The sequence below is a fragment of the Microcystis sp. 0824 genome, from assembly GCF_003112475.1.
Classification (GTDB): domain Bacteria; phylum Cyanobacteriota; class Cyanobacteriia; order Cyanobacteriales; family Microcystaceae; genus Microcystis; species Microcystis aeruginosa_C.
This window is the reverse complement of the sequence record NZ_BDSM01000047.1, coordinates 81910-97487: the sequence shown is the minus strand read 5'-3', so window position 1 is coordinate 97487 and position 15578 is coordinate 81910. Positions and strand designations below refer to the sequence as shown.

At 42.0% G+C, this 15578-nt stretch carries 15 protein-coding genes and 2 tRNA genes; 11 read left to right on the top strand and 6 right to left on the bottom strand.

Translation table 11 applies throughout. From position 1 onward, the window contains the following. Positions 1–441: 441 nt before the first annotated feature. The 5 genes from N0824_RS15900 to N0824_RS15875 all read left to right on the top strand — a co-directional run bounded on the left by N0824_RS15900 (position 442) and on the right by N0824_RS15875 (position 5498). Positions 442–735, top strand: coding sequence for a 2Fe-2S iron-sulfur cluster-binding protein (locus N0824_RS15900; protein WP_108937454.1), 294 nt, complete (start codon positions 442–444; stop codon positions 733–735). A gap of 1015 nt (positions 736–1750) precedes the next feature. Next, positions 1751–2044 carry a ferredoxin gene (locus N0824_RS15890; protein ID WP_108937452.1) on the top strand — a complete coding sequence of 98 codons (294 nt, stop codon included), beginning with the start codon at positions 1751–1753 and terminating at the stop codon, positions 2042–2044. 137 nt (positions 2045–2181) lie between these two features. Continuing rightward, positions 2182–2266: transfer RNA gene (locus N0824_RS15885), tRNA-Tyr, on the top strand. A gap of 8 nt (positions 2267–2274) precedes the next feature. Further along, a tRNA-Thr gene (locus N0824_RS15880) sits at positions 2275–2346 on the top strand. 143 nt (positions 2347–2489) lie between these two features. Beyond that, a complete protein-coding gene (locus N0824_RS15875; RefSeq protein ID WP_108937451.1) occupies positions 2490–5498 on the top strand; it encodes an alpha-mannosidase in 3009 nt (1002 codons plus the stop codon). On the opposite strand, the gene psbN is transcribed toward N0824_RS15875, so the two are convergent. Further along, on the bottom strand, positions 5495–5626 hold the full coding sequence (gene psbN, locus N0824_RS15870; RefSeq protein WP_002736132.1) for a photosystem II reaction center protein PsbN: 132 nt from the start codon (positions 5624–5626) through the stop codon (positions 5495–5497). The two genes, N0824_RS15875 and psbN, sit on opposite strands and share 4 nt — an antisense overlap. Before the next feature lie 168 nt (positions 5627–5794). Between psbN and N0824_RS15865 the strand changes: the two genes are divergently transcribed. The 6 genes from N0824_RS15865 to N0824_RS15840 all read left to right on the top strand — a co-directional run bounded on the left by N0824_RS15865 (position 5795) and on the right by N0824_RS15840 (position 10842). Next, positions 5795–6643, top strand: a complete 849-nt coding sequence (locus tag N0824_RS15865) for a carbonic anhydrase (protein ID WP_108937450.1) — start codon at positions 5795–5797, stop codon at positions 6641–6643. 82 nt (positions 6644–6725) lie between these two features. Continuing rightward, on the top strand, positions 6726–7742 hold the full coding sequence (glsA, locus tag N0824_RS15860) for a glutaminase A (protein WP_108937449.1): 1017 nt from the start codon (positions 6726–6728) through the stop codon (positions 7740–7742). 493 nt (positions 7743–8235) lie between these two features. Beyond that, on the top strand, positions 8236–8595 hold the full coding sequence (locus tag N0824_RS15855) for a YtxH domain-containing protein (RefSeq protein WP_108937448.1): 360 nt from the start codon (positions 8236–8238) through the stop codon (positions 8593–8595). Continuing rightward, positions 8596–8961, top strand: coding sequence for a hypothetical protein (locus tag N0824_RS15850; protein ID WP_004156958.1), 366 nt, complete (start codon positions 8596–8598; stop codon positions 8959–8961). 283 nt (positions 8962–9244) lie between these two features. Continuing rightward, a complete protein-coding gene (locus N0824_RS15845) occupies positions 9245–10051 on the top strand; it encodes a TPM domain-containing protein (protein ID WP_108937447.1) in 807 nt (268 codons plus the stop codon). Positions 10052–10137: 86 nt separating this feature from the next. Further along, positions 10138–10842 (top strand): DUF2993 domain-containing protein, encoded by a 705-nt coding sequence (locus tag N0824_RS15840; RefSeq protein WP_002792426.1) that lies wholly within the window; start codon positions 10138–10140, stop codon positions 10840–10842. A 176-nt stretch (positions 10843–11018) separates the two neighbouring features. Here the strand turns inward: N0824_RS15840 and N0824_RS15835 are convergent, their stop codons facing one another. From N0824_RS15835 to N0824_RS21430, 5 genes are all read right to left on the bottom strand, one after another. Next, positions 11019–12257: a DUF445 domain-containing protein gene (locus N0824_RS15835; protein ID WP_108937446.1), complete on the bottom strand. Its 1239-nt coding sequence runs from the start codon at positions 12255–12257 to the stop codon at positions 11019–11021. A gap of 35 nt (positions 12258–12292) precedes the next feature. Further along, entirely contained in the window at positions 12293–12991 is a 699-nt protein-coding gene (ubiE, locus tag N0824_RS15830; protein WP_108937457.1) for a bifunctional demethylmenaquinone methyltransferase/2-methoxy-6-polyprenyl-1,4-benzoquinol methylase UbiE, read from the bottom strand. 125 nt (positions 12992–13116) lie between these two features. After that, complete coding sequence (locus N0824_RS15825) at positions 13117–13986, bottom strand: MBL fold metallo-hydrolase (RefSeq protein WP_108937445.1); 870 nt, start codon at positions 13984–13986, stop codon at positions 13117–13119. 270 nt (positions 13987–14256) lie between these two features. Next, complete coding sequence (locus tag N0824_RS15820) at positions 14257–15162, bottom strand: IS4 family transposase (protein ID WP_199224925.1); 906 nt, start codon at positions 15160–15162, stop codon at positions 14257–14259. A 17-nt stretch (positions 15163–15179) separates the two neighbouring features. Next, positions 15180–15431: a hypothetical protein gene (locus N0824_RS21430; RefSeq protein ID WP_233256460.1), complete on the bottom strand. Its 252-nt coding sequence runs from the start codon at positions 15429–15431 to the stop codon at positions 15180–15182. Positions 15432–15578 lie beyond the last annotated feature (147 nt).

The window sequence follows — 15578 nt, the reverse complement described above, 5'->3', positions numbered from 1 at the left end:
GAAGAGTTTTCAAAGATCATTAAATAGTCTTAAAAATGGCTGCTTATAAATTCAGCTAACTTTGTCGTGAACATTTTCCCTAATTGACGGAATTTTTCCAGTAATTCAGGAATTTTTTGATTAGTTTAGTCAGATTATTCCTTGATAACTAAGCGGGTTTCTCTTATTTTTGAAAAACACCAACTTTTAACCTCCAAATTAGGTTCTTAATTCAGTTTGTGAGAAATGCGGGAAGGAGCGTCCAGAATTCTGGGTTAGATCTATAAGTAAATTTTATTTTAAGTTTATTTAAGACTGTCATTACTAATGCAAGGCTGAGTCAGGCAGATTTTCCCGTAGTATCAAAAATGAAACTCGCTCCAATCGTTCACTCTGAGGACGGGCGAGAGGCAATTGTAGAGACTGCCGCTTTCACTAGCATTTAATTAAGAGGAACAACCGATGCCAATTTATAAAGTCACCCTGAAAACACCCGATGGAGAGAAGACAATTGAAGTTGGAGATGATGAGTACATTCTTGAGGCAGCCGAAGAAGCAGGACTGGACTTACCTTATTCCTGCCGTGCGGGAGCTTGCTCCACCTGTGCCGGTAGCCTTGTATCTGGTAAAGTCGATCAATCCGATCAATCCTTCCTCGATGACGATCAAATTGAAGCGGGTTATGTCCTCACCTGTGTCGCCTATCCCAGATCCAACTGTGTGATCGAAACCCACCAAGAAGAGAAGTTGTACTAATCTCCCTCGATATTATCAGAAAACTCCCGTTAACGCCATGGCCCTGACGGGAGTTATTTTATGGCTTAAGAACTTTTTTCCCTAAACCCTTGTGTGTTTTAGCTAAGGGTGTTAGGACTGATAAGTAGCTGGTTATAATTAAATTAAAAATGGATTTTAGGTTCGATCCCCCCTGCCCCCTTAATAAGCTATCCCTTATAGGGATTTTTCTTAACAATTTTTTCAGTAAGCACTCCAACCCTTATCCTGACTTGATTTCAGTTTTTTCTTGGTCAGTAAGGGTGTCAACAAGGAGTATTACAGATTGTTAACCGAGTCTTGAAAGCCATGTGCTACAAAGGTTTGAAATGTTAAGAAAGATGTGACTAATGGACAGTTAATAAGAGGGGTGCCGATAGGCGGGGGTATCTGAAAGTTTTCAATAAGCTAAGACGTATTTTAAACGCCTATCCTTTGATTAGCTGAATCTCCTCCAATCCCTTTACTGTTGCCTTTTGCCTCTTGCCTCTTGCCTCGTCTCAACAAGCAATTTAAATTACGAACAGCTTACCTACCCACTTATTGGTTTGATTGTCAATATATTTTTCCCTAGTTTCCCTAGATGTGTTACCGGCAGCAGCGCCGAAAAGCAATTTCTTGGCTGGGTTAAAGACAATTCATCGACATATATCTTAACTATAAGTTAAATTAATATTTAACAAAAATCGGCTTAAGACTAAAAAAACAATTAACATTATGGCTCCAAATGCTTAGTAGTGGTTAGTTTAGCTAGATTGTAGAGGGATGAAATTATCTAAAGATCGAGCAAGTATCCTCAAGAATTCTGGGGTAGATATATAAGTAAATTTTATTTTAAGTTTATTTAAGACTGTCATTACTAATGCAAGGGTGAGTCAGGGAGATTTTCCCGTAGTATCAAAAATGAAACTTGCTCGTATCGTTCACTTTGACGACGAGCGAGAGGCAATTGTAGAGACTGCCGCTTTCACTGGCATTTAATTAAGAGGAACAACCGATGGCAACTTATCAAGTCACCCTGATAACACCCGATGGCGAGAAGACAATTGAGGTTAAAGATGATGATTACATTCTCGATATAGCTGAAGAGCAAGGACTGGACTTACCCTATTCCTGCCGTGCGGGAGCTTGCTCCAGCTGTGCCGGTAAACTTGTATCTGGTACAATCGATCAATCCGATCAATCCTTCCTTGATAACGATCAAATTGCAGCGGGTTATGTCCTCACCTGCGTCGCCTATCCTACCTCTGACTGTGTGATCGAAACTCACCAAGAAGAAAGTTTACTCTAATCTCTCTCGAGATTATCAGAAAACTCCCGTTAAAGCCATGGCTTTAACGGGAGTTATTTTATGGCTCAAAAATTTTTTTCCCTAAACACTTGTGTGTTTTAGCTAAGGGTGCTATGATTGTTAATCGTGGAATTAATGGGTCGGTGCCCGAGTGGTTAATGGGGGCGGACTGTAAATCCGTTGGCTACGCCTACGCTGGTTCGAATCCGGCCCGGCCCACCACGATCAATGCCCGTGTAGCTCAGTGGTAGAGCACACCCTTGGTAAGGGTGAGGTCATGAGTTCAATCCTCATCACGGGCTTTTTTTCTCTACTCATTCTCAATAAACCGTTGAAGGATGAGATTGAGTAAGTCTTCAGCAGTATTGCGTTAACAGAAATCCTCCCCTAGGGCAACTAGGCCTCGATCGCTTAAAATAGTCAAAATTACCTTATTTGTTGGCTCATGTCTCCCCTGGACAACATCGCTAAACTGTCTCACCTCACCCGCACAGATGTTCAGAAAAATTGGTTGATCGCTACAGCAGCGGGAAACCCAATTCAACCCGTCACCCTTAATGAAAAACAATACATTATTTGGCCGGCCGGCAGACAAATCCAATATCTAACTCAAAAAATTATTGTCCCCGAACATTTAGCCGGTTATCCTGTAGAGGGAATGGAACTGAGATTAATCTTAACTTGGTGGGCAGAAGATGTCAAAATTTATGTTAATAATCAATTTATCCAAGCGGGAGATCTCTTTGATTCTTCCACGCGCATTTTACTTTCTAACTCGGTCTCTACTGGTCAAGAAATCGTTGTTACTCTGCGTTTAGTCAGTCCCAATCATGATATTGGTGGTTTGATGAAATCAGAGTTAATCTATGAATATAGCCAAGCTATCGATCCTAGTTTTGTTGCTGATGAATTAACCATCCTCCATAATTATCTACAAACTTTTTATCCTGAAAACTTAGCTATTTTTACCGCTACTCTCGATAATATTGACTGGGATAATGTCAGCAACAAAGATAAATTTAATCAATCCCTAGAGTCAATTCGTCAATCCCTGCAACTCCTCGCTCAACCTCTCAAAGAACGCAGTTTTCATCTTCTCGGCCACGCACATTTAGATATGGCTTGGTTGTGGCCGTTGGCAGAAACTTGGCAAGTGGCAAAAAACACTTTTATCTCGGTTTTAAACCTGCAAAAAGATTTTCCTGCCCTCATATTTGGTCATTCTAGCCCCCTAATTTACGAATGGATAGAAAAACATCATCCTGACCTATTTCAAGCAATTCTAGAGGCATATAAAGGGCAATCTTGGGAACTTTTGGGTGGGATGTGGGTAGAACCAGAAGTCAATTTAATTTCTGGGGAATCCCTATTTCGACAGCTGCTTTATGGACAAAAATATTTTCAAGAAAAATTTGGACAAATCACTGAAACTGCTTGGCTGCCGGATACCTTTGGGTTTCCCTACCAATTGCCGCAAATTCTTAAATCCTTTGGCATCAAATACTTTGTAACTGGGAAACTCCATTGGAATGATACGACTAAATTTCCCCACGGTTTTTTCTGGTGGCAATCTCCCGATGGCAGTAAAATTCTTTCCCTCATGTCTCCTCCCAATGTTGCCGGAGTTATGGATACTAATCCAATTATTATGACCGATCATGCTCTCAATTGGGAACGGCAAACCGGCTTAAAAGAGATTTTTTGGTTGCCGGGAGTTGGTGACCATGGCGGCGGCCCGACTCGTGATATGTTAGAGGTGGCCCAACGTTGGCAAAAATCTCCTTTTTTCCCCCAGTTAAAATTTAGCCAAGCAACAACTTATCTGGACAGTCTCGAGACAAGTAATCTTCCTATCTGGGATGATGAATTATATCTAGAATTCCATCGGGGTTGTTATACTACCCACGCCGACCAAAAGGCTTATAATCGTTACTGTGAAATCCTCTTGTATCAAGGGGAACTATGGTCTTCTCTGGCTAATATCTTACTAGATATTCCCTATCCGAAAGTCGAGATAGAATCCGCTTGGAAAAAGGTTTTATTAAATCAGTTTCATGATATACTGCCGGGTACTTCGATCCCCGAAGTATTTAGGGATGCTAATCAGTTATGGCGGCAAGTTATCAGCACAGGTGAAGCAATTTTAGATCAAGCTTTACAGGCAATTGCCAATAAAATTAATTTACCTAATCCCCCCCATCCCCAAGCAAAACCTTTTCTAGTTTTTAATTCTCTTAACTGGGAAAGAACCCAGGTTATCTCTTTAGCAATAGAATCTGTCAATTGTTCGGTTTATGACTGGGATAATTGTCTCTGTCCTTCGCAATTATCCCACGACAATCAGCTATTATTTCTCGCTGAAAATATTCCTTCTGTGGGTTATAAGTTATTTTGGTTAGTTGCCAATCAGCCAGCAGCCGAGCAAAATTTAACTAACTGCCAATTTATTTTAGATAATGGCTTACTTAAAGTTGCCATTAACTCGGAAACGGGGGATATAGATAGTATATTTGATATAACTAATCGAAGAGAAATCCTGCAAGCTGCTGGTAATCAATTACAGGCATTTAAAGATCAAGGACAATATTGGGACGCTTGGAATATCGATCCGAATTATCAACAATATCCCTTACCTAAAACAGTATTAAAATCGATCAAATGCTTAGAATGTGGTCCCTTGCGCTGGCAGATTCGCGTGATCAGAAGTTTAGGTGATTCGCAATTTTGTCAAGATTATATCTTAGAAAAAGATGCTCCTATGCTCCAGATTAAAACTATTGTTAATTGGCAGCAAGAACATACTTTGGTAAAAACCGCTTTTCCTCTCACCCTAAACAGCGATTTTACCACCTATGAAATTGCCTGTGGTGCGATCGAGCGTGATCACGAACCAGAATCGCCAAAATGGGAAGTTTACGCCCATAAATGGGCGGATTTAACCGATACAGAGGCAAACTATGGTGTAAGTCTTTTAAATAATAATAAATATGGCTATGATGCTACTAACCAGCAACTGCGATTAACTCTCTTGAGAAGTCCTCGATGGCCCGATCCCGAGGCAGATCTGGGGAAACAAGAATTTACCTATGCAATATATCCCCATCAAGGGGACTGGAAAACGGCGAAAACTGTCCATCACGCTTGGCAGTTAAACTCACCTGTCACCGTTATTTTTATTACTAATTCTTCTCGATCAACCCAGTTGCCCCCCGTGGCACAATGGTTAAAATTCTCGGCCGATAACTTAATTTTAATGAGTTTAAAACAAAGTGAAACATCCGCTCAGAGTTGGGTAATGCGCGTTTATGAATGTCAGGGAGAAAACGCTGTTATTGATTGGCAAAATCAATTACAATTAACAATAAAAGAATCGATCGACGGTTTAGAAAGAGCGATCGATCCTATGGAGCAAATTTCTCCTTGGCAGATAGCCACATGGTTATTAAAGAATTAATCTTCGTGATCTTCAAAAGGATCGCTTAATTCTGCTGCCGGCGGTCCAAAAGCGGTATAAAGAGCTAAAGCGGTAATTCCTACCAAAGCGGCAGCGATCGAAACACCCAAAATTGTTGCAGTTTCCATAAAATAAAATTTGCTTAGATACAGTCTGTATCTTATCTTAACAAAATATAACCGATCTCGCCGCCGATAGCGATCGCTAATCTGGCCAGTTGCATTGCTGTTATCTCATGCCCGATAATGCTGAAAGGATCGACTCAATAGCGATCAAACTAAACCAGAAAAATTATTATGAAGAAACTCCTACAGGGACTAGAAAAGTTCCAGAGTGGTTATTTTGATGAACATCGGCAATTATTTGAGCAACTCTCCCACGGACAAAAACCGAGAATCCTGTTTATCACCTGTTCCGATTCCAGGATCGATCCTAACCTAATTACCCAAGCGGAGGTGGGGGAATTATTCGTAATTCGTAATGCGGGAAATATAATTCCTCCCTACGGAGCAACCAATGGTGGTGAAGGTGCATCTATAGAATATGCTATCAACGCTCTCGGCATCGAGCAAGTGATTATCTGCGGTCACTCCCATTGTGGAGCGATGAAAGGTTTGTTAAAATTGCAGAGTCTAGCCGATGAAATGCCTTTAGTTTACGATTGGTTAAAACAAGCAGAAGCTACTCGACGTTTAGTTAAGGATAATTACAAAGAACTAGAAGGAGAAGAACTGATCGAGGTGACAGTAGCAGAAAATGTTCTCAATCAGTTAAGTAATTTGCAAAGCTATCCAATTATTCGTTCCCGATTACATCAGGGTAAATTATCTCTACACGGTTGGATTTTTCGGATTGAAACCGGCGAAATTTTAGCCTACGATCCCATCCTACACGATTTTGTCGCTCCCCATAGTAAAATTACCCATCCCGAAGCAGCAGACAATTTACCCTCTAGTCGTCACCTTCCCAATAGTCATCCCTTCAAGATTTCTGAGGATTATATCAGGACTCACGCGGAGGTAAAAAAAGCGACTCCTGCGGTTAATACTGTGGCCAAAAAGAATGGCTCCTCAACCCAAAAACCGGGCTATACTTATTTAGAACCCTCCCAAGCTGATCGCATTTATCGCGGTTCGAGAAGTTAATTAGGGATTACAGAAATTCTCTAGAGATGTGCCTATTAACGTCTCTAGAGTGGCAATTAAACGATAACTGCTATACTCCTCTATGGCTTCCCCAAAAGATTTTATTAGTCCCGTCAATTCCGAGCAAGAGTTAGTCTATCCTTTTCGGAACTATCTTAACTATCTGCACGCAAAATACTCTGATTTACAGACGGGTCATATCGCCGATTATATTCCGGAATTAGCCCTAGCAGCTCCAGAATGGTTTGGTATTTCCGTAATTAGCACTGATGGTCAGATTTTTGAGGTGGGAGACTGTCAGCAAACCTTTACAGTACAATCGATTTCTAAAGCTTTTGTCTTTGGATTAGCTCTAGAAGATCACGGAAGAGAATACGTTAATAGTAAAGTCGGTGTTGAACCCACCGGAGAAGCTTTTAACTCGATTATTCTCGATGAAAAAACCAATCGTCCCTATAATCCTATGGTTAATGCTGGTGCGATCGCTACTACGGATTTAATCACCGGACAGAATGCCACGGAAAGGCTAAAACGTATTTTAGAAATGTTTAAACGCTATACCGGCAGGGATCACGAGATTAATGTCCCCGTTTTTCTCTCGGAAAAATCCACCGGCAATCGCAATCGGGCCATGGCTTATCTGATGCTAAATTTTGGCATGGTTAGCGATAAAATTGAAGAAACCTTGGATCTTTACTGTCAACAATGCGCCATCCTCGTCCATGCTCACGATTTAGCCCTCATGGCTGCTACCTTAGCTAATGGGGGTGTCAACCCAATCACAGGAATACGGGCGATCGATGAACACTACGTTCAAGATGTGATCAGTGTTATGCTTACCTGTGGAATGTACGACGCTTCAGGAGAATGGGCCTATCGGGTAGGATTACCAGCAAAAAGCGGTGTCGGGGGCGGAATTACGGCAGTAGTTCCCCATCAGTTGGGAATTGGGACTTTTTCGCCCCTTTTAGATGAAAAAGGCAACAGCATCAGAGGAGTGAAAATTTGTCAAGATATTTCAGAGGATTTTGGTTTACATTTATTCAATGTGGCTAAACCAGAACGAGATTTAAAAACATGGCTTGAAGGTAATGGTTGATACGCTGTACTGTATTTAAACTGCCTATGGAGAATTTTAGTACAAATGATCGAACTCTCGCTCCCTGATCCCCTGTAATCTTAACGAGTAATTTAGATAGTCAACAGCTTAGCTGTCCTTGACAAGAGCGCCTAACGGCCCTGGGAAATTAATTTGGCCAGAGGTCTGTGGAAAAAAATGTCATAAACCTCTTGACAAAAGCAGCGGATTGTGTGTATTATTACTATTGTGTGAGGAGTATAAGTTCAGCATAAGAGGAACCTTTGGGGTCGAAACACGGCAAGACTCCCAAAGGTTCTTCTTTTTCACTCCCTTATTGGCTCAAAATCAGCAATAAAATCAGGTTTTTCCCGACCGCTATTTTTTCTCAATTTATCCCTTCTAGGTCTGTTGCCGCTTGCCAAGAGCAACAGGTCAAAATTTTTGCCGAAGAAACTGCACAAGAGAAGTGTAATTGCTCGTAAAATTGGGAATTAAGTACAAGGGCAATCCTATGGCAGATAAAAATAACGGTAACGGTGGCTTATTCCTCGTCGGGGTTTTAGTGGGCAGTGCGATCGGGGCAGTGGCGGGTTTATTAGTAGCGCCGAGATCTGGAAAAGAAACCCGTCGAATTCTGCAAAAATCCGCCCAGGCTTTGCCAGAATTAGCCGAAGATCTGACCACGACGATGCAATTGCAGGCCGATCGCCTATCGGAATCGGCCCGGCGTAATTGGGATGATACTTTAATCAGATTAAAAGAGGCGGTGACAGCTGGAATCGAAGCTAGTCAAAGTCTAGCCACCGACAATCCCTCCCCCGACTCGCAAGAATCCCCCCAAGGCGATAATCAACACTCGAATCACTACTAAATGACCGAACCTATTTTCTGGCTAGGATGTTCTTTACTGCTAGTCGCCGTTAGTTTAACGGCGGTTTTCATCGCCGCTTTGCCTGCCCTGCAAGAGTTAGCCCGGGCAGCCCGCAGTGCCGAAAAATTATTCGATACCCTCCATCGGGAATTTCCCCCGACTCTAGAAGCAATTCGCCTGACAGGGGCAGAAATCAGCGAATTAACCGAAAATATCGATGAAGGGGTCAAAAGTACCCGCCAAGTTGTCCAAGGAGTCGATCGCAGTCTCGGTAGTGCTAAAGCTGGTCTCAGCAAGCTCGATCGTGGCAGCCGTCGCCTCTTGATCGGTTTTAAAGTCGCTTGGAATACTTGGAAACGCAGTTAAGCAGATGGGGAATTATGAATTATGAATTATGAATTGGGAAGTGGGGAAATGGGGGAGTGGGGAGATAGGAGAATTTCAACTAATACCCCAAAACCCTAAAACCCCAACTCCCTAAAACCCCAACTCTCAACTCCTGACTCCTGAATACAGACTCCTGACGACCGACTCCTGATAACTGAGTGACTAAAGTTGAGAATTCCCTTAAGATAAAGTAAATAAGTGTAAAGAAACTGAAAGTTAGCCTACACCCTTGCTGAAAAAATTCTCATTGTCTAGAAGTGCTATGCTCAATCGTTTTTGCCGAGGAATCTCGATCGCTCTTGTAATTGGTGTCATTAGCTGTCTGGGTTGGATTATCTGCCCGGATCAAGCTCTAGCGGTGAATAATCCCGAATTACTGCCCAATCAAGCCACTCCGATCGTTGATTTAGCCAATTATCTACCCGCAAAACAGGAAGAGGCATTAATCCAAGATATCGAGACATTTCAAGGGGAAACCGGCTGGAAAATGCGAGTTTTAACCCAATATGACCGCAGCCCCGGCCGGGCCGTGATTAATTTCTGGGGATTGGATGATAAAAGTATTCTCCTAGTGGCCGATGGTCGCGGCGGTAATCTACTATCTTTTAGTATTGGCGATGCCGTCTATGAATTTTTACCCCGCACTTTTTGGATCGAATTACAGGCCCGTTTCGGTAATATGTATTTTGTCCGGGAAAATGGCGAAAATAATGCGATCGTACAATCTTTAGACACGGTAAAAGGTTGTTTAGTTAAAGGTGGTTGTGCGGTAGTCCCCGGTTTACCGAGGGAACAGTGGATTTTAACTTTAATTACCTCAATTGTCGGCGGTTTAGTCTTCGGTTTTGCCGGTATTCCTCGCAAAGAAGGACAGGTTTTCGCTTGGCAATGGGTTTTAATTGTCTCTCCCCTCTGGTTTATCCTCTTTGTTGCTTTTGGCATCGGACCGGTGGTTACTCGCACCAGTGAATTACTGCCCCTTTTCCGCAATTTAATCGGTTTTGTCCTCGGGATTTTAGTCGCCTATCTTTCCCCTCGTTTTAATTCCCTCAACGCCTCAAAAACCTAAAAATTAGCGGCTTTTCAGTGATCAGTGCCTTTAGGCAACGGAAGTGTCAAAATTAGAAACATTGTGGAGTGAGTGAGATAACGTTTATGTGGGTCAATACTCAAAGTGAGATTATTAGTAAGGTTTTGCCGCCAGCAGTACGTCTGTTCTTAAGAACACAAGTAGAACAGATAGAAGATTTAGAAATGCAGCTGCAAGGTCATGATCGGCAAATTTTGCGCGGTTATATCCCCGGGGTATTTTTAGCCGTAGGAAAAGCGATTTATCAGGGTTTACATCTAGGTAAAGCGCAATTAAGAGGGGAAAATATTCGTCTTAATATTGGGCAGGTTTTGCGAGGGAAACCCCTAAAAATTTTGGAACCTATTCGGGTTAGCGGTGAGGTGGAAATTAACGAGCAGGATTTAAATAATTCGATCGCCTCGACTATTTTAGTTAATGCTTTTGCCGATTTACTAATTTTTTCCCTAGAAAATAACGGAATTGTTAACGCCAGAGAAATTATCTCACAACAGCGTTTTAACTGGAAAAATGTTCTCTTAAATCAGGGTTATTTCTCTCTTCTCGGCCATAGAGAAACAGGTGCAGAAGTAATTTTTAGCGCTGATATTGCCTTAGAAGATGCCCGCACTTTAGGGATTAGTCCCCGACAATGGCAAGGTTTAGCCCCAGATTTATCTATTGATTTGCAACCCTTTACCGTCGATTTAGGCAAAGATGTGGAGATTAAATCTTTTATTCTCGACGATCAAACTCTTTTCTGTCAGGGAAGTTTTTTGATTTTACCTTAAAAATAAACGCAATGATTCCGGGGGGTTAACTTGGTTTAACCCCCCTAATTAGGGCTTGCTGAATAAATCTAAAAACCTTGTTAGATTAAGGCTTTTTCAGGGGGAAAATTCACACCCCACACCCTACACCCCACACCCTGCCCCCACCAACAAACTTTTTCAGCAGACCCTAATTATTACCCTGGATTCTGTGCAATTAAAATAATTGTTTGCATTAGTCCAACTAGAAGACCGAGAATACCCCCGAGATTAACAATTCCCTGTAATTCCTGTTTAACAATGCCTTGGATGGCATTTTCCAGATCGGCGGGGGAAGTGGCATTTACCCGATCGCGGATCACCTGATCGATGTTGAGAATTGGGATAATTTGGGCGACTAATTTCTCTAAATCTTCCTCTAGATAACGTTCTAAAATTAACGCTAACTCTTGACTAATTACCCCTAATGATGTAGTCATTGCCCCCGAAGATTGCAGACGATTAATAATTAAATTAGCGATTTGATCCCAGTCGATCGTTTGTCCAAAATCTTGCAGAAATTGTTCGCCACTTTCTTGAATATAAATTCGCACCGTGTCTCTAGTGGTTTTACGCAATTGTCTGACAGTGGAGATAGGTAAATTTTGTAAAGAGATACTTTGTAACCAGTTTTTCAGACGATTACGCATCTCTAAAGATAGTAATAATTCTTTGATTCTGGTATTAGCTAAATCCTTTTCATCAAGGCAAAAAGTGCGTAAGCGGGCCAGGGCATTGCGTAAACCGAATAAATTGGCTACTACCCAATAGGTTCCACTGGTTTTTTCCCGAAATCCTTCATCGATAACTTGAATATTGCGATCGGTTAAAAAATCGATTAAAGCTAGACGGATAACATCAGCAGGTAGGACGGTTTCTAATAGCCAATCGGAGAATTGTCGCGCCTGTTGTTCACTGAGAGAAAATTCTAAGACTAGGCGATCAAAAATTTGATTGATCTGTTTTTCTAAAAAGTCCTGCCGTCGGGCTAAAACTTTTAGTAATCTCGCTAAAGATTCCCCGAATAAATCATGAAGAATCGCCGCCAAAATCTCGGCGGTTTTTGCTTGCCGATCGCCTTTTATTTGTTTTAAAGCTAATTGTAACAGCCAGAGTATCGCCCCCTGTACCCTTTCGGTGTCGAGGAGTCGTTTAGCCAGTTTTTGTAATTCCTCGGGGGTTAACAGGGAACCCATGATCGTATCCGATACCCGGACAGCTAATCGATCTTGATTGCGAGGAATTAACCCCGGAGTGAAGGGAAGAGGACGCTTACCGATATAAATCGCCTTGTAGGGACGAAATAGCATTTTAATGGCTACATCGTTGGTAAAATAGCCAATAATTGCCCCCGCGATCGGCGGTAAGATCCATGTCCAAAGAGTAGGGAGATTCAATTTAGCAGCAAAAAATAAACGGAAATGTGAGTAGGTTATTTCTTCAAGACTAACACTCCCATCAGTCCTGCTAGGAGTGGATAGTGAACAGCACCGGAAAATCCCGACTGATAGCCTAATTTTACCTGTTCTGGGCCCCGGGGAAAGCGATCGATACTGGGACTAATATAAGCGTACTGGTCAGTTAAGCCGTAGCGCTCGGCAGCCGGAACGACGATATGATCGAGATACCAGTTTTGGAATAGTTTGGCGATGGTTTCGGTGGGTTGATGGAAGTCAAGAATCGCCGCTTTAGCACCCGGTTTCAAGACTCGGTATAATTCCCCCAAAGATTGGGTAATATCGACCACATTGCGTAATCCATAGCCGATAGTGGCACAATCAAAGCTGGAATCGGCAAAGGGTAAATTGAGGGCATCCCCCTCCATCCAGTTAATATTAGTGGCGCTAAAACGTTGACGGGCGATTTTTAATTGTTGTGGGGAAAAATCTAGTCCGATCACTTGGCCGGTTTTACCCACTTGTTTTGATAATAGGTTAGTTAGGTCGCCGCTACCACAACAGACATCGAGGGCAAAATCGCCTTTTTCGGGTTGACACCACTTGACTGTCATTAATTTCCAGACGCGGTGTAATCCTAAACTTAATTCTTGATTAAGTCGGTCATATTCGGGAGCGATCTGATCAAAAATTGCTTGTATTTCTGTGGAGTTAGGTGAGGATTGATTGGACATTTTTATAATATAGCACCAGAGAAAATCCCAGATGAAGTTATACCATTCTATCCTATCTCCGCCCACGGGGATAAGCTGTTGAGCATCCACAGCAGTTATCTTCATGGTGGGAACAGTAGCTTAGATTACACTTCATCTATTTGATCATCTCCCGGTCGCAGTTCGATCGAGAGGCCTTCCCGGGCGAGAATAGTTTGAGGCAGAATCTTTCTTGCCTGTTCACCAATGCGATCAAGAAAATCGTCATTATGGGCGGGATCGTGATGAAATAGAACTAACTGCTTAACTTGCGCTGCCTGGGCGATTTTGACTGCTTGCTGCCAAGTGGAATGACCCCAACCCACCTTAGAATACTTAGGATCGTTGTATTCCTCATCGGTGTAGGTAGCATCAATAATCATCACATCCGCTTGCCGGACTAAAGCCAAAACGTTATCATCAAGGCGATCGGGAAAATGTTCCGTATCGGTAATATAAGCTGCCGATAAACCCCGCCAATTTACCCGATAACCCACCGCTTCTCCCGGATGATTTAAAGGACGGGTTTCAACGGTGAAATCGGCACAGTAGAGGGTTTCGCCCATTTCTAGATTATAAAATTCTAAATCGGCCCGCATAATCTGCAAAGGCACGGGAAAATTAGGGTGTGACATCTGATCGTCTAATCTTTGCTTCATGGTTGCCCCGTTGGGGGAGGGAACCCCGTAGATTTTAAAAGTATTGCCCCTGATAAAAGCGGGGATAAAAAAAGGGAAACCCTGAATATGATCCCAATGGGAATGGCTGAAAAATAAATGGGCTTTCACTGGACTTTCTGCCATCAAAGACTGTCCTAGGATGCGTAAACCCGTACCACCGTCGAAGATTAATCTTTCTCTACCGACTTGCATCTCGACACAGGAAGTATTACCACCATAACGAACGGTTTCCGAACCTGGACAGGGAATGCTCCCCCGTACTCCCCAAAATTTGATCTGGAAGCATTTGTAGGGCATATCAGAAGCTCCTCTACTGGTGCTGATGGGCTAATAGATCAGATTAGCACTCTTCTACAATTAAGTCTGTGACTTCATCCCTAACACAACGATCTATGATTAGAGGTGAGGATCGTCACTTTTGCAAGGGCCAAGGCATGGATTTACCCCACATTCCGCACCCTCAACTGTCACATAAGCTGTCCCCCTCCAGAGACTTGAGTAAAAATACTTAGCTGGTGAAGGTTTTCTCGGCACCAGTTAGGGGGTCCTGAGAGGGGGACAAGCGAGCTAGAAGGTAGATAGGGCAAGCGATATCGCTCTTTGTCCTTTGATGTAATCCTTCAACCGATAGCGGCTAATTTGCATTAGCTCTTCTATATTTTTTGGGAACATTTGATGTAGCTGTAGCCAATGATAGAGATGTTGACCCACATAAAAACTGCTGTGTCTGCGTTGACCTTTATATTTTTTTTCAGGTCTTGTGACATATTTTTGGATTCCCATATCCTTAATTTTTTTACCTTGCAGTGTGGCACTTGTATAGGCGATAGCTATAACAATTATCAGCTTTGATAAGTATTTTGGTGCTAATTGAAAACCTTCTAAGCTATAGCCTCCCGACTTAAAATCTCGAAACATCTCCTCAATATCAAATCTTTTTTGATAGGCAATTATTGCCGTCTCTAAATCTCCAAAGTTAGTCAGAATATACCAAGGTTCTTTTGTTTGAAAACCCCCTAGGGTTTTTTTCCACTTACCAGCTAAGTTAAACTCTCCAAATCCCTGCTCTTTTGTAATATTGACATCATTCAAAAATAGTTTAGTTCCTGGACTTAAACCCAATCCTCTCATTTCTTGATAAACTCCTTCTTTTGTCTTGACATTTGTACTTTTTTTTTGTCTTAAGCAAAAGTATAAACTCTGCTTTTGAAGCCACTTTCCAAGACTAACCGAGCAAAATCCTCTGTCTCCTAACACCACTATTTTATGACCTGATAGTACCGTCAATATTTTCCCCAATACTCGCTGCTGTTCTTCGAGATTACTACTTACTTTTTTATCTAATATCTCCCAATATATTGGGATGGCTCTCTTGTCATAAATTAGACTCACCATCAAGATATTTATTGCTGCCCAACTCGTCCGGTCTATGGCAATATATAGCGGTAAGCGCTTGAGTGAGATACAGACCAAGCTTTGCCTAGCATGGTTTATAGCTCGTGATACTGTACCTCATACGACTGCACACCGCTATATACTAATCCTTTTATTGTGAATCTCTCCTGCTGTTTTAACATCTCTTTTAGGCAGAGAAACCAGATTTTTTCAATATTCAGAATTTCCAGCTTTAAAAATCTTTTTAGTTTTTTTCTCCGACTCTCAAACAGGATTGGTATTGGTAATGCTTCTGCTAATATCTCTAACTTGGCTTGCTTTAGTATTTGCAAGGTTCCAACTATCATTAACAACAGTAGATATCTGGCTCGCCCCAGTTCATTCTCTAAGACTTTCCGGTATAGTTCACTTATCATTTTCGTTATTTAGGTCATATATAGTAAATATGACTTATAGCGTTTCCTAAGCTAGTGAGGTACACCTGTTTTTCTTCC

Excerpts from the sequence above, each read along its gene's own strand:
- N0824_RS15875 (WP_108937451.1), top strand. The coding sequence starts at position 2,490 with ATGTCTCCCCTGGACAACATCGCTAAACTGTCTCACCTCACCCGCACA.
- psbN (WP_002736132.1), bottom strand. The coding sequence starts at position 5,626 with ATGGAAACTGCAACAATTTTGGGTGTTTCGATCGCTGCCGCTTTGGTA.
- N0824_RS15900 (WP_108937454.1), top strand. The coding sequence starts at position 442 with ATGCCAATTTATAAAGTCACCCTGAAAACACCCGATGGAGAGAAGACA.
- glsA (WP_108937449.1), top strand. The coding sequence starts at position 6,726 with ATGGCTTCCCCAAAAGATTTTATTAGTCCCGTCAATTCCGAGCAAGAG.
- N0824_RS15840 (WP_002792426.1), top strand. The coding sequence starts at position 10,138 with ATGTGGGTCAATACTCAAAGTGAGATTATTAGTAAGGTTTTGCCGCCA.
- N0824_RS15890 (WP_108937452.1), top strand. The coding sequence starts at position 1,751 with ATGGCAACTTATCAAGTCACCCTGATAACACCCGATGGCGAGAAGACA.
- N0824_RS15825 (WP_108937445.1), bottom strand. The coding sequence starts at position 13,986 with ATGCCCTACAAATGCTTCCAGATCAAATTTTGGGGAGTACGGGGGAGC.
- N0824_RS15850 (WP_004156958.1), top strand. The coding sequence starts at position 8,596 with ATGACCGAACCTATTTTCTGGCTAGGATGTTCTTTACTGCTAGTCGCC.
- N0824_RS15845 (WP_108937447.1), top strand. The coding sequence starts at position 9,245 with ATGCTCAATCGTTTTTGCCGAGGAATCTCGATCGCTCTTGTAATTGGT.
- N0824_RS15855 (WP_108937448.1), top strand. The coding sequence starts at position 8,236 with ATGGCAGATAAAAATAACGGTAACGGTGGCTTATTCCTCGTCGGGGTT.
- N0824_RS15865 (WP_108937450.1), top strand. The coding sequence starts at position 5,795 with ATGAAGAAACTCCTACAGGGACTAGAAAAGTTCCAGAGTGGTTATTTT.
- N0824_RS21430 (WP_233256460.1), bottom strand. The coding sequence starts at position 15,431 with ATGATAGTTGGAACCTTGCAAATACTAAAGCAAGCCAAGTTAGAGATA.
- ubiE (WP_108937457.1), bottom strand. The coding sequence starts at position 12,991 with ATGTCCAATCAATCCTCACCTAACTCCACAGAAATACAAGCAATTTTT.